10 protein-coding genes are annotated in these 15,160 nt (G+C 39.4%); 2 read left to right on the forward strand and 8 right to left on the reverse strand.

The genetic code is table 11. The features are described from left to right. Positions 1 to 340 precede the first annotated feature (340 nt). From ACLPIE_RS16385 to ACLPIE_RS16400, 4 genes are all read right to left on the reverse strand, one after another. Positions 341 to 3,619 carry a type I restriction endonuclease subunit R gene (locus ACLPIE_RS16385; protein ID WP_430262784.1) on the reverse strand — a complete coding sequence of 1,093 codons (3,279 nt, stop codon included), beginning with the start codon at positions 3,617 to 3,619 and terminating at the stop codon, positions 341 to 343. Positions 3,620 to 3,738: 119 nt separating this feature from the next. Further along, complete coding sequence (locus ACLPIE_RS16390; RefSeq protein WP_430262785.1) at positions 3,739 to 5,127, reverse strand: restriction endonuclease subunit S; 1,389 nt, start codon at positions 5,125 to 5,127, stop codon at positions 3,739 to 3,741. Then, the gene (locus ACLPIE_RS16395) at positions 5,117 to 6,727 is read right to left on the reverse strand and encodes a type I restriction-modification system subunit M (protein ID WP_430262851.1); all 1,611 of its coding nucleotides are present in this window, start codon (positions 6,725 to 6,727) and stop codon (positions 5,117 to 5,119) included. Before ACLPIE_RS16395 ends, ACLPIE_RS16390 begins: the two co-directional genes overlap by 11 nt. Positions 6,728 to 6,904: 177 nt before the next feature. Next, positions 6,905 to 7,474 carry a hypothetical protein gene (locus tag ACLPIE_RS16400; protein ID WP_430262786.1) on the reverse strand — a complete coding sequence of 190 codons (570 nt, stop codon included), beginning with the start codon at positions 7,472 to 7,474 and terminating at the stop codon, positions 6,905 to 6,907. Between the two features lie 262 nt (positions 7,475 to 7,736). On the opposite strand from ACLPIE_RS16400, the gene ACLPIE_RS16405 reads away from it, so the two are divergent. Continuing rightward, positions 7,737 to 8,753, forward strand: a complete 1,017-nt coding sequence (locus tag ACLPIE_RS16405; protein WP_430262787.1) for a linear amide C-N hydrolase — start codon at positions 7,737 to 7,739, stop codon at positions 8,751 to 8,753. A 67-nt stretch (positions 8,754 to 8,820) separates the two neighbouring features. Here the strand turns inward: ACLPIE_RS16405 and ACLPIE_RS16410 are convergent, their stop codons facing one another. The 4 genes from ACLPIE_RS16410 to ACLPIE_RS16425 are packed head-to-tail and all read right to left on the reverse strand — an operon-like array spanning position 8,821 to position 13,485. Further along, on the reverse strand, positions 8,821 to 10,299 hold the full coding sequence (locus ACLPIE_RS16410; protein WP_430262788.1) for a TolC family protein: 1,479 nt from the start codon (positions 10,297 to 10,299) through the stop codon (positions 8,821 to 8,823). A gap of 5 nt (positions 10,300 to 10,304) precedes the next feature. Further along, positions 10,305 to 12,173, reverse strand: coding sequence for an FUSC family protein (locus ACLPIE_RS16415; RefSeq protein WP_430262789.1), 1,869 nt, complete (start codon positions 12,171 to 12,173; stop codon positions 10,305 to 10,307). Further along, positions 12,160 to 13,200 carry a multidrug transporter subunit MdtN gene (mdtN, locus tag ACLPIE_RS16420; RefSeq protein WP_430262790.1) on the reverse strand — a complete coding sequence of 347 codons (1,041 nt, stop codon included), beginning with the start codon at positions 13,198 to 13,200 and terminating at the stop codon, positions 12,160 to 12,162. Before mdtN ends, ACLPIE_RS16415 begins: the two co-directional genes overlap by 14 nt. A gap of 3 nt (positions 13,201 to 13,203) precedes the next feature. Further along, positions 13,204 to 13,485 carry a YtcA family lipoprotein gene (locus ACLPIE_RS16425; RefSeq protein WP_430262791.1) on the reverse strand — a complete coding sequence of 94 codons (282 nt, stop codon included), beginning with the start codon at positions 13,483 to 13,485 and terminating at the stop codon, positions 13,204 to 13,206. A gap of 536 nt (positions 13,486 to 14,021) precedes the next feature. On the opposite strand from ACLPIE_RS16425, the gene panS reads away from it, so the two are divergent. Beyond that, the gene (gene panS, locus ACLPIE_RS16430; protein WP_430262792.1) at positions 14,022 to 14,933 is read left to right on the forward strand and encodes a ketopantoate/pantoate/pantothenate transporter PanS; all 912 of its coding nucleotides are present in this window, start codon (positions 14,022 to 14,024) and stop codon (positions 14,931 to 14,933) included. The last annotated feature ends 227 nt before the right edge of the window (positions 14,934 to 15,160 follow it).

The following is a 15,160-nucleotide window of genomic DNA, read 5'->3' on the forward strand; positions in this document are numbered from 1 at the left end:
GTGTCATTAAATTTAAATTAGCATAGCTCATCCTAGCTATTAACATATTAATCAAAAAAAATTGATATATTAATTTTTATGGTTAATTTCTTTCTTTGAGATATTTTTCTTTTATTTTCATTCCTAACAACCTAATTTTTAAATGAATACTCGCAATTACATTTAATCTGTCGAATTTTTTCTTGCTTTGTTAGTTAATGGTTAAATCATTGTACTAAATACCAGTTAATTGAAATATAAATCTTAAAAAAACACGATGAGCCACACTTTAACCCAAAGTGTAGCTCATCGTTAGTTTTTTATAAAATGAAGTAATTTAAGATACGTATACTATTACCAATCAGCCCAACTGATATTTTTTAAAGTTCTCGGCTTGTTCTAACACACTTTTATAGACCTCGTCATTCGCCACTGGTGGGAAACCATAACGGTGTAATAATAAAATCAGATCGACTTTCAGCTTCGCTTTAATATCTTCTCGATTGCTCCAGTCAGGATATTGTGTGCTGTCATCGACAATAAGCTTCATATCCTTAGCAAGCGCCAACATTTTGTCATCATCATAAGTGAAATCGTATTTCTGGCACATATGCAACAAAATATCGAGGAAGGCTTTTTCTTCCATATCGATGCCAATGTCCTCAAACGACATCATTTCTGCCTTGATGTCATAAATCATATCCGCCATTTGTGCAGTAAAATCGTCGAACTCTTCACCATTGAGCACATCATTCTCTTTGCGTTGGTTATATTGTTCGACTAATGCTTGAAAGCGCTTGGAGAAGTTAATCCCTTGCAGCTGATTGACCTTTTGAAAATCACTAATGGCTTTTTGGAGCATCTTTTGCAGCAGTTGCATTTTGGTATTCGGCAGTTTGATTTTATTGATGCGCGCCATATATTCATCATCAAAAATATCGATGGTTTCCGCTTTGTCATCGCCTAATGTGAAAATCTCTTCCACGCCTTCCGCTTTAAGCGCTTCGGCTATCATCTCGCGTACTTTTTGGTTCATCTGCGCCGTGTCGGGTGCATCGCCTTTGGTTAATTTGTAGACGATAGAACGTACCGCGAGATAAAAATGGATGTGCTCTCGTTCATCTTGGGTGATATCTTCACTGCCCACGCAAACATCATAAGCGGCTTTTAACCGCTTTACTAAGCCCATAAAACGCAGTTCAACTTTCTTAGTTTGCAGGACAAACTCAGCCGCCTGATTAAGGCAGTCTAATTGCAGCGTTGGCGAACCTGAAAAGTAACCACGGCTATCAAATTTATGGAATACTTGTGAAAGTAAATTGAGGTGATTACGAACCTCAACGATAGACTGCTGTATATCTTCAAAGTTAGACTTATCGGCTTTTGAATACATCGCCAGCGCCATATTCATGCGGCTTTTAATACCGATATAGTCAACAACCAGCCCCTTTTCTTTTTCCTCGAAACGGCGATTCACTCGGGATATGGTTTGAATAAGATTATGCTTTTGCAATGGCTTGTCGATGTAAATGGTATCCAACTCTGGCACGTCAAAACCGGTCAACCACATATCCACCACGATAGCGATTTTGAAGTTGGATTTCGGGTTTTTAAACTGTTTATCTAACTCTCTACGATAGTCTTTCGTTCCCAGTAAGTTGTACATGGCCTCATGGTCATCTTTCCCACGGGTCATCACCATGTTGACCATCGGCAGGCGCATTAACTCGCTTTTCTCTTGCTCAGTGAGTTCGACGCCGTCGATTGCCTGTTTCGCGTCAAACCACTCCGGCCGTTGTAATTTGAGGCTCTGATAAAAGGCATAGGCAATTTCACGGCTGGCGCAAACCACCATCGCTTTGCCTTTAATCGTCGAGCCCTCTTCCACGCGCTTTTCATAATGCTGCGCAAAATCTTTCGCTAGCGCGTCAATACGGTCAGGATCGCCCAAAATAGAGTTCATATTCGCCGTGGCTTTTTTGCTTTCTTCTATTTGATATTCGCTAGTGCCTCGGGCTTCACATTCTTGATAATAGCGCTCGATTTCTTCTAATTTGCTGTTATCAAGGGCGATTTTAGCCGCACGCCCTTCATACACAATGCGTACTGTGATCTCATCATTCACCGATTCGGTCATGGTGTAGCTATCGATGGTTTCACCAAAGACATCTAAGGTGGCGTCGATAGGCGTCCCTGTAAAGCCTACATAAGTGGCATTCGGCAGTGAGTCATGCAGATATTTGGCAAAGCCGTAGCTCTTTTTAACCGTACCGTCTTCTTGGTTGATAGTGATTTTTTGGTCGAGGTTGATTTGGCTGCGGTGAGCTTCATCCGAGATACAGATAATATTGCTGCGTTCAGAAAGCAGTTGAATATCTTCGGTAAATTTATGAATGGTGGTGAGGAATACCCCGCCACTGGCACGCCCTGCGAGTTTATCACGTAAATCTTGGCGGCTGGTGACAGGCACAATAATTTCATCGCCAATAAAGGATTTTGCGTTGCAAAACTGTTTTGCGAGTTGTTCATCAAGATCGGTACGGTCGGTAATTAAAATAATTGTTGGGCTGGCAAAGTCGACACTTTTCATCAATAGACGCGCTAAAAACTGCATGGTGTAGCTTTTACCACAGCCTGTCGCACCAAAGTAGGTGCCCCCTTTACCACTACCGCCGATATTTTCACCACCTGCGGTGATCTGCTTACGCGCTTTTTCGATGTTGTAATACAACTTACGAGCCGCATAATACTGCGGGTAACGGCAGCATACTTTCACTTCATATTTACTGGTATCAGGGAAGAAAATAAAGTTTTTCAGCACATCCAATAAACGCGATGGATGAAATAGCCCTTCAATTAAGGTGTACAGGCCATTGATACCTTGTTTTTCCGTTGACTCGTTACCGCTGACTTTACGCCATGCATAATAGAATTCATAAGGGGCAAATAAGTTGCCCATTTTGTTATTCACACCATCACTAAGAATACACAGGGCGTTATAAACAAACAGCTTAGGGATATCGCGGCGATAGCGTACACACAGTTGTGTCCATGCATCAAATAGGGTTGCCTCTTCTCCACGTACCGCTGATTTAAATTCAAACACCACCAGCGGGAACCCATTGACATATAAAATGGCATCAGGGATGCGCAGTTGTACCCCACCGTCTCGCGCTTGGCCTTCGATTTCTAACTGGTTCACTAACCGGTAGCGGTTATTATCTGCCACAGATAGCTCGACTTCCCCTGCAAATAATTTCGCTAATTGATTTGGCAGGGTCTGGGTATCGAGCAGTTCGATATACAGGTCTTTTTGGTTGCGGTCTTCGCGCTTGAGTAAGAAGCCGTTACTGAGCCAATGGCAAAAGGTTTTGTTGCTTTGGTAGAGGTCACTGGCAGGAAGAGATTGCAATTGCTGTACAATCGTGGTGATTTCTCCGTCGGTGATGCCATCGGCTTGATATTGCCTTGCAAGGTACTGGCGTAAGTCATCCACTATCAACACTTCACTGTTGTCACTGCGCGGGATAGTATTGCCAATATAATGCGGGTAACAGATTTGCCCTGCATTGTTTGCATGTTGTCCTAGCAGACTAATTATTGCCTGTTCCAGTTTGGCTTCAGTGAAAATGTGGCTCATGTCGGTGGCTTCTTATTCGTTTTAAAATTTGTTTTATCGCGTTTTTAATTAAGCTAGTTTAATTGATTCGATAACAAAAACCGCCCCATAATCGAAAAAATGTGAAGCGGTCGAATAAATTAGATTAAGGTTTCTTCTGGGTTGTCTATTTTTATATCACTCAAAGACAACTCGCCGGAGATCAGTTTAGGGAGAAGCGTGTCGCGGAGTTTGGTTAAAACTATATTTTCTATGGATTGAACATCTATTCGTTTATCCCATTCCGAACAAAAAAAATCAAATTTATTAATTAATTCAAAAGGATATTTTATAAATAAAAGCGCTTTAAAATCTTTTTGATTGATACTACCAAAAACAGTTCCCTCACCTTCAAATACCTCAAAGTATTTAGATAAGCTATTCATCGAGTAATAAGTAAAAGATATGCATCCTGATTTATGTCTCGCAGCAGCTATCCCTCTCCCAATTGCACAATCTTCAGCCGCAAGATTAATATCACCAACAGGAGCCCGAACACTAATTAATGTGTCATTCTTATTTGCCATACGCTTTGGAGCAGTACAATAAACCCGATTCGTTGGAAACCTGAAACCGAAATCTGTTTTACCTTGAAAAAAAGGTAGTCCAATTCCTATTTCATTATATGTTGAACTTGGAGGAGATTGCCCCATCGTAACGTCAAACTCGGCACCAACATTTGAGAGAGTCCAAGATGTTGGAATCCATCCCCCAAGCCCCAATGCAGGCTCTGCACACTCTTCAAAAGAATCAGGAAATAACTGACGAATATCGTCTGGTAACTCTTTAAAATCATCACGTTCACGCACCGCTTTACGTATTTCAACCCGACGCAGTAATTCATCGGAGAAGGCTAAATCCTGCTCAAAAAAACCGGCATCGAGTGCGTTATCAATCACAGGGTCAAAATCCACAAACCATGATTTAAATAAGGTTTTCGCCATTTGTTCTAAGGTTTGGTTGATTTGGCGGTTGAGATCAATTTTGTTTCTAATCGCACTCAAATGCGACGCTATCATTGACTCATGCTGAAACCAACGTGGAATCTCAAAAGCTTTTAATACTGGTATTCGAATATTACTGACAGTTGTACCAGTTCCTTCATTCCATGATACTTGATGCTGAACAAAAGGAGATTGCAGTGCCCAGAACAGATATTCTCCAGATACTTCTGTTTTAGGTCTCAATAAAACCTGTCTCTGCCCTAAACAACATTTTAAACCTTTAGGAATAAGGCAAACCTCTCCCATAGGAGCCTCACGAGTGAGAACAAGATCACCGGCTTTAGGCTCTGCTCGCTTTATTCTGCTTTTATACCCGTTTTCATCAGTGAAACTTGGAGACGATAAGTCCAGCGAACCATTTCTGATATTTTGATTACGCAGAACAATATAACCAGAATCAGTCCATTTCGGAGTTGAGTGCGGGCAATCAATTATTAGCTCACATAAATCGATTAACTTCATAGTCACCAATTGTTCATTCCCCATAACCCAACGCCTCCATATTTTTACGAATCGCTTTATCCAACTCTGCGGCTTCATCCATCTGGCGATAAAGGGTTTGGGTCAATTCCTGCATCTTGGTTTCAAACGCCACACCGTCATCTTCGACCTCCGCAGCGCCCACATAGCGCCCCGGCGTTAATACAAAATCATTGGCCTTGATATCGTCAAGGGAGGCGACTTTACAAAAACCCGCCCTATCCTGATACTGCTCAATCCCAATCTCTTTCTTATCAACACGGCGTTTCAGTTCGCTTTCGCTACTGCGCCATGCATGGAACGTATCGGCGATAGTGGCGATATCCTCCGCTGTGAGCTCTTTTTGGGTACGGCTGATCATCGTGCCGAGGTTACGGGCATCGATAAACAAGGTTTCCCCTTGGCGATCCCGATAACCATATTTGGCACTGGCGTGTTTGCTTTTGCTGATAAACCACAGACAAACGGGGATTTGCGTGGTAAAAAATAACTGACCGGGCAGTGCAATCATGCACTCAATACGGTCATCTTCGATGAGTTTTTGGCGAATTTCCCCCTCACCGCTGGTATTCGAACTCATCGAACCATTGGCTAACACAAACCCCGCAACACCATCTTCACTGAGCTTAGACAACATATGCAAGATCCACGCATAGTTGGCGTTGCCTGTCGGTGGTGTTCGAAAACCGGCAAAACGTGGGTCGCTGGTAAGCTCGGCTTCATTACGCCAATCTTTTAAGTTAAACGGCGGATTCGCCATAATAAAATCAGCTTTCAAATCAGGGTGTTGGTCGGCAAAAAAAGTATCCGCTGGGCGTTCCCCTAAGTTGCCCGTTAGCCCCCTTACCGCCAAGTTCATTTTTGCCAATTTATAGGTGGTGCTGGTCAGTTCCTGCCCATAAATCGCAATATCTTTGCTTTTCCCTTGGTGGCTTTCCACAAATTTCAACGATTGCACAAACATACCGCCCGAGCCGCAGCACGGGTCATACACTTTACCTTGGTAGGGTTCAAGCATTTCAGCAAGTAGGGTAACGACTGATTTCGGGGTATAGAATTCGCCCCCGCCTTTACCTTCACTGGCGGCAAAGCGCCCTAAAAAGTACTCATAGACTCGACCAACCAGATCTTCTTCCCCTACTCCACATTCGGTCGCAAGAGTGTTGATATTTTCAATGCTGTCGATCAGTGAAGCGAGCCTTTTCGGCTCAAGCCCTTGGCGAGAAAAATAGTTATCCGGTAATGCGCCTGTGAGGGATGCGTTGCTTTTTTCGATGGTGGATAACGCAGTATCAATGATAACGGCGATATCATCTTGTTTCGCACGCTCTTGCACATAAGACCAACGGGAGACTTGCGGCAAAAAGAAAACGTTATCTTGTTGATAAAAAACATCCATATCAACAAAGGCTTCCTGACCATTCTTGATTAATTGGCTGCGTTTGGCTTCGAATTTATCACTGATAAATTTCAGGAACACCAAACTAAGCACGACATGTTTATATTCGGAGGATTCAACGCTACCACGCAGTTGATTAGCAGTATCCCAAAGGGTTTCTTCAAAACCTTTGCCTTTGGTGTTTTTTTTCGCAGGTGATTTAGCCATGTCGATAGATTCTCTTTTCTTATCCATTATTATCGAAGAACACTGAATTCGCGTTGGTTATTTTTACGCTAACTGCCGATAATGTATATAAAATAGGTTTGGCAAAGATTATCGCATAAAATCAGGTGGTTTTGAGTAGCTAACGCTAAAATTATATCAACCTATATAGCCTAATATTTATTGTTCAGGCTTATATGGAGAAAACTGGTAATCAACAATGTATGCGCCGATAGAGCCCGTTTTTGTTGTAACCCATACGGTTCCCGTATTTTCCTTGGTTTTCGATTTTGGCTCACTAATGCAAAATGAAACCCACTGCCCCGTATAGATTTCTTTTAACCGTATACCATATTCACATCGAGGGGATTTAATACGCGGAGGCCCTGGTGATACAATGTCATATTCTGTTTGGTATTGAATTGTTTGGTCTAATGATAAATAAGTAAGCACATTAAATGTTGGAATAATGAGCATAAGGCCAAGGAAGCCGCCCCAAAAATAATCAATGATTACATACTTTGATGGGCGAAAAAAAGGGTGCCATATTCCCCCAATAATCCCTGTAAGAATGGCAAAAACAATAATAATCGTCCATTTAGGAAACCATTCAAATAACACAATACTATCGCCTAAATGAAGCGAAAATGCTAAATAAGCTATGCAAGAGACGTAAAGGATAATAAAAATGTAAGTCGGTAATGATTTTTTCTTGCTACCTTTACTGTATGATTTGAATTGGTATTCCATGAAAATCCTTAGTTTATGTCCCTAAATTAATTATTACTGACCTTATTATAATTACTTGTATTATTATATAATTTAAAGCTACCTCAATACCATTAAGTGCATAAGATCTACATTTTCAATTCTAATGTTCAAGCTTCACTATCGGACTATTTTTCAGCAGCAAGAATTTATGCCATTATTAAAGGTATTATGACATTAAAAATTTTTGCTTAAATATTCAACAATGTTCTATTAGCCACCATCTCTATAAGAGGATAATAATATGTGTACAAGCTTATCAATAACAGATAGCCACAATAATATTTACCAAGGGCGAACATTAGAATTAACAGAAAATCTACCCTCTTGGATAACGTATTATCCTACAAATACTTTTTTTCAGAAAAAAGCCCCAAACGGGGAAAATGGGATCAGTTACATATCTAAATTCAATATTCTTGGCATAACGACCGAAGTTTATTTTGATGGCGATAACCATAATATGTTCCAAGGGCTAAATAGTGCGGGACTTGCCTTTAGTGCGAATATGATCTCTGATGCAGAGCTTGTACCGATTAACCCAGAAAATTATGACCAATCATTGCCTGTTACCTCATTAGGTGAATGGGCTTTATCCCTTTTTTCCCATGTCAATGAAGTTAAAAAAGCGATTGAAGATGGGTATTTTTGGTCTCCAACTCTCGTTAATTTTAGAAATTTAACATCACCATTCCACTATGCCTTTTATGATAAACAAGGCGGTAGCATTATTGTTGAGTCAGTAAATGGAAAATTACAGGTTTTTGATAATCCTACTCGCGTCATGACTAATGGCCCTGATTTTCAATGGCATTTAAAAAACCTAAACAACTATAGTCAGTTATCAAACCTTGATGTGTCTACCAACAACCTGGGCAATATTCGTGTTACCCAACCTGATAGTGGTATCGCGACATCAAATCTTCCTTCATCAGATACTTCTGTTGGACGCTTCATTCGAGCTGTTTTTTATAGCACCTATGCACCCAAAGGGGATAATGCAAAAGAAGCTATGACTACGCTAGCACATATCATGAATAATTTTGATCGTACTAAAAATATTTCAATCGGTAATATGGGTGAAGGTGAAGGAACAGCGAATAACGTACTTTCTGAATATACTGTTTGGACCTGCTTATCTGATTTATCTAATGGTGTTATGTATATTCGGGGATATGGTGAAATGAACTATAACCAATATTCAATGAGTCAATTTAGCGGTGAAGAAAAGCCTGTATTCCAAAAACTGAATATTTCTTAATTCAAGTTATAATGGCAGAAGATAATACATATTCGATTATTTTCTGCCATGTTATAAGCCCTATTGGCTATTTAATCGAAGTACCTTCATACCTTGGTAACGCATTCTCAATATCACCTAATGCAAAGGCTAAATCCACAGCAGCAATCACTGAACTGGTATAAGAATCAATATAAGCAAGCTCGGCGGTTAGTAATGCAATTTCTGCGGTATTGATTTCAGTCACCGTTCCTAAACCATTTTTATAAAAATCAACACTGGCGGTATAACTTAATTGGGTTGTTTCAACTAAATTCTTCGCCGCTTTATTGGCCTCAATCGCCGATTTTAGTGCATTTTCAGTTAAGCTCATCTCACGAATCGCCACTTCTTGGCTTTTTCGCAAATTCTCTTGGGCAATCAGAATATCGGATTGAGCATTCTTCATCCGTGCTTGCCTGACTCCCCCTTCATAAAGCGGAATACTGACACCGATTAGAATGTTTGAAGATGATGAGCTCTGGTTGATACCGGGTAATCCTTGTACATCTAAGCTGTTGTTCCCCCCCGCGACGGCTCCTGCTAAATAAACTTTAGGAAAATAGTCAGATTCGACCGATCGCGTGGTGTTCATCGCGGATAATGTCAGTTCGTAATTAGCGAGGACATCAGGGCGTTGAGCTAATGCGTTTCTAATCCTTTCATGAGTCAATGGCGCGATGTTATCAGGAAGAACTTCATTATCATTATATTGAATATTAATCGTTTTAAGTGGGGACATACCAATGGCTGAGAGTAATAATTGGTATTGATCCCTCTCTTTTCCCATCGCTAATACGTTTTGAAATTCTAATTGTGAGACCTGTTGTTTCGCTAATGCGACATCGAGCACCGTTGCTAGCCCGCGAGCTTTCTTTTGCTCGACTGCATACAATATACGTTGGCTACGCTCTAAAGCTTCATGGGTTATTTTGGTTTTTTTCTGTGCTGCGCCATAGGCATAATAGGCAATAGTCACATCATGAATAATTTTTTGGTGAAGTAAATTGAAGTTAAGATCAGAAGCTAAAGATGCATGTTTGGCCGCATCAGCGAGTGCTCCTCGTTGGCCAAAATCAAACAATAACCATTGGAAGGTCACAGCTGGAATGAAAACATGGTCAGAAACATCAATTTTATCCACTAAATCATTATGCGGTAACTTGACTGTCCCCCGTTGATAACCGCTTAGCGCTGTTGCAGTTATAACGGGTAAATAAGTACTTTCAACCATTCCCACATTAGTTGCGGCTTTTTTAGCAAGCTCCCATGCAATACGCGTTTCAGGATTATTTTTTTGTGCCACATCGATAAGACTTGCTAAGTTATATTGATCTTTAATCGGTTCATTATGTTCCGCATATAAATTTTCTTCAGGGGAAGAGATATATGCGTCCGCCTCATATTGTAAGGGCTGCTGCACATTTCCCATAAAGGAACGGCTTGTATCGACACAACCGGCAAGAAAAATACTGAGTATCGAGATGAGTATATATCGTTTTTTTTCGTTTCTCATTGATTGGGTCATTGTCATTACTTCTCACTCATTATTTCTTGAATGACTTGCTCTTTTTCTTGAGCCGATAAATTTGAAGGTATTGCATCTAATATGTCATATTTCAAATCACTGGCAGATTTCGAGTTTGTATTAACATCAAAATTATCTTGATGATTTGAAGAAATAAATTCAGACGGATAATGTTGGTAACTATCCACCGAAACTTGTGTTAAAAATTGATTAAAGAAATGGGTTAAAGCCCCGTTCTTATCTTTAAATTGAGGTTCGAACATTAATAAATTAATGTCATCTTTTATTTTGATGACGCCCTCATTGATTGCTGCAACTAAGCTGAGAGCCTCGACATTATTAGTATAAGATTTTAATTTAAAAGCGGCATAACTATCTAGAATAGTTCTAATTTGTGAGTTAACCGCAGCCATGATGGAGACAGGCCATACTTTAGTAAACATAATGAACATCACTATGTTACCTAATAAGATGCCAAGTATCCTATCGGAGGCAACATCCATATCATAGCTCGGTTTAAAACCATGAAGAACCGTTAACAAGAATGCCAGTCCTACTTGAACGCCCGCATAAGATATACGTTCATTACCTGCTGCTACCCATGCGGCCGGCAAAATACAGAAAAAAACGAGTACCATTAGGCTAAAAATATCGGATAAATGAGGGATGATATACAGAAGAGAAATAATCCCGATTAATGCACCAATTAAACACCCTATAATACGCAGTGTCAGCTTATGCACTGTTTCACCGACAGAAGTTAAGGCAACGACATAGCAAGTGATCATCGCTGTGTGGATACCTTGCCATTTAAAATAGTCATAAAAAATGTAACATATTAGTGCAGCACACGTTGTTTTAATGGCGAAATATTTATGGTTTGGATTCGTAAATGCGTCTTTAACAAAAAAGGGATTTTTGACTTTAGGGTCATTATTCACTTTATTCTTAAATAGAATATTTTGAAAGTCAGCCAGTATTTTCTGGCCATCTCGGTGGCTATTTTTTTCGTTTCTTAGCGTTTCCAACGATTCAATTTGGTTGTTTGCTAAACAATGTGCAATATATTGGCATTTTTCCGCGAGCAATAAGCGAGTTTCTTCTGAGGTAGCATCGGGTAAATTTAAGGACATAATCAATATTTCATAGGAATTATCAATCATGCTATCTAGCCACTGAATATCCTTTTTCCCTTTAAGAAAAAAGAGCTTAATGAGCAGTAGATTCCGCTTACATTCACCCTGAGTACTCAAAGCCTCACTGATTTTAATTGAATGCGGTATTTTCCCTAAAAAGAACTGGTTTGCCGTCTCAAAACGTTCAGCTAACTTATTCATTAATATCTTTTGCGGGCTAATCCCAAAGAAGTAATTAAAAATAATCACTAATAACATGGGAGATACGGCCATTAGTAGTGCGTATAAAATCCCTCTTGTCGCCGCATCGGCAAAAGGAACATCATCAATCAAGGTCATTAAAAATGCGATAACGAGAGCAATTAAGTTACCGATGTCACCAAGGCTACTAGCTGAGGACAAATACATAAACAGCCCTGAAAAAAGGACCATAAAGAAAAAACGCAACATCACATTTTGAATCGTTAAGTTAAATAATATAAAGATCACACAAACTGCGATACTGCATAGCACCATTACGCCAACACATAATAAAATGTTTTCAATTGCATTCGCTTTGACAAGGTAGATAATTAGGTAGCAGCTAATCGCCGATTCTGGAATTTCGTATAACATAGCAACACCAGCCATTAATGCACATAAAAAGGCAATGCGCCATGTTGTTGCGAAACGAAACTTAAATGGCAACAAATCTTGCTTTATTTGTCGCACGACCAGTAAAGTTTTAGCAGTCATCATCTTGAGATACAATATTAACAGTCGCGGTGGCACCTATCCGCATCAGGTTTTTCGGGGGATTTTCTAAAACCACCCTCACAGGAAAACGTTGCTCAACACGTACCCAATTTAAAGACTTAGGTACGTATGGTAAGTCTCGCGGTATATTTAGCAAATCGGTAGACATGACTCCCCAACCAATACCTTGTACTTTGCCTTTAATGGGTTGCTTATTATTAATCATTGAATAAACGACTGCGCAACTCCCCATCTGGATATTATCTAACTCTGTTTCTTTAAAGTAAGCAGATGCAAACCATGTATCTGTATCAATTAATGTAAAAACGGATTGCCCTGAAAGCACAAACTCCCCAGCAGACATTGTTAGCCCAACAATATACCCGTTGCTCGGCGCGGTAATTTCCGTGTTCCCTAATTCCCACTCCGCCATCGCTAGTGATAATTTTAGTGACTCAACCAGTGCTTCTTCAGATTTAGTGTTATTAATTAATGCATCAGATGCCACATTTTGCTTTTGAGCTTGTTTTAAACTGACTTCTGCATCACGTTTTAAGGTTCTTGCATCATCAACTTGTTGTGCGGTGACAAAACCTTTTGCTAACAATGGCTCTAAACGTTTTAATGACTGAGTTGCAAGGGCAAGGTTAACTTGTGCACGTTTTATTTGCTCTTCAGCAACTTCAGAATTTGATGTTTCGGCAACAATAACCCTTTTCTTATTACTTAACGCCGCTTCTGCAACGAGTAACTCGGCTTTCGCTTGACTCACCCGTAAAGCATACATAGTAGGGTCAATAGTAAATAACCGTTGCCCTTTTTTAACTTCCTGATTTTCTTTAATATAAAACTGGCTTATCCGTCCCGGCACGACAGAGGAAATATTGATTTTATTGGCCTCAATCACTGCATCTTCACTTAGTGGATTCAGTATTGATGATTGCAAGCTTTTCCATAGCAATAGTAATAAGGCAACAAATACGCCGATTGAGATAATGGTAGCTATCTTTTTCTTATTTTTTATATTCATAATTTAATGAGAAAAATAAAGTAAGGATACTGTAATAGAGATTGATAATAAGACACCAAAGTAAAATATTAGAGGAAAAGGTAATTTATCATCAATTTCTAAATAAATGAGAAAAACACGCAATAATATAGCGCCTATCAATCCAATTAAGACACATAGCATCCAATAAGGGAAATAAGCACCTAACATCGGAAATAATGGTGAATGACCTTGGTTGCATCCCACTAACAATAAGGATAGCAAACTAACGCTGATAATATGGCGATATTTTTTAATTAAGCTCAAGATAACGCACCTATCATATTATGACTGATTAACTTATTGATTAATTACTACTATAACTCTTTTTACATAATAATCGAATGGTAAATCGAAAGTTTATTAAACCTATAAAACTAAGTAAAATATGAATAAGACAGATTAAAGATATCTAAACCCGATATTCAATATCAGCTCTAACAATAATACATTGATATTAAAGAAATAACTTTTAACAAAGCACATGTGTGATTAAAAAATAATCAGCAAACTTAATTAAGCTGATATATGGGCTATATGACTCAGCTCACTTAAAGGGAGTTAAACGCATCATAAATTCGCAAATCAAAATATTCTTTACAACTTTAAACTAAATTATGCTAAAAATGATGCTCTGTAATTGACTCATTTATCGTCCACTTTTATAGTCGAATTCATAGCCATCTATACCGACTTTATGGATTGCTTACACAACACGGGTCTATAACTCAACATCACCCACAATTGATATCATCTCACTGCCCATTGAAAAATAGGGAAATAGATAAAAAAGGAATGTCTTAATGTTGTCTAAAGTTACTCGATTATTCCCATTATGGGCCTTAATCTTATCTATACTTGCTTATTATACGCCACACTCATTTACAGGGATCTCCCCGTTTATTAGCTATTTACTCATGCTAATTATGTTTACCATGGGGGTAACACTAAGAATTAGTGATTTTAAACGCGTAGTGACAAGACCTGCACCCGTGATTATTTGTACCTTTATTCATTACTTGATTATGCCCCTCGCAGCTTGGCTTTTAGCTAAAGCTTTTGATATGCCAGCTGATCTTGCTATTGGAATGATACTCGTCGGCAGCGTGGCAAGTGGCACGGCTTCAAATGTGATGATCTATTTAGCACGCGGAGATGTCGCATTATCTGTCACGATTTCGTCGGTATCCACCTTAGTTGGCGTATTTGCAACACCGTTATTGACGCTGTTATATGCAGATACATCAATCAGTGTAAACGTTATGGGAATGCTGCTTTCTATTTTACAAATCGTGATTATTCCGATTATTGCAGGATTAGCCATTCACCACCTTTTCAGTGAAACCGTGAAGAAAGTTGAGCCATTTTTACCTTCCTTGTCAATGATCTGCATCTTAGCAATTATCAGTGCGGTTGTTGCCGGTAGCCAAAGTCATATTGCCTCTGTTGGCTTTATGGTGGCGATTGCCGTGGTATTACACAATGGAATTGGTCTGATTGGTGGCTATTGGGGTGGGCGTTTATTTGGTTTTGACGAGTCAACGTGTCGGACTTTAGCCATTGAAGTGGGTATGCAAAATTCAGGGTTAGCTGCCACTTTAGGTGCTCAGTACTTTGGTGCTATGGCAGCACTTCCCGGGGCATTATTTTCTGTTTGGCACAACTTATCGGGCTCTTTACTCGCCGGATACTGGCAAGGCAAACCCACTAAATAGATACGGTTTAATCTCTTATAATGCCATAAAACACTGAACTGCCTCATAACGTTGGGCATTTTTAGTTAGGCGATTTATAAGGCCTAATTTCGATATTTAACGAAACTTAGGCCTTATAATTAGCGTTGAACCCTGTAGTATTGTAATTCTCTATATTCATCCGTTTTATCAATCCGTTCATCACCATCTTAAAATGGACTTTATGATACATTTCGGATTTTAATAGC

It is taken from the genome of Providencia sp. Me31A (assembly GCF_050487165.1).
GTDB lineage: Bacteria > Pseudomonadota > Gammaproteobacteria > Enterobacterales > Enterobacteriaceae > Providencia.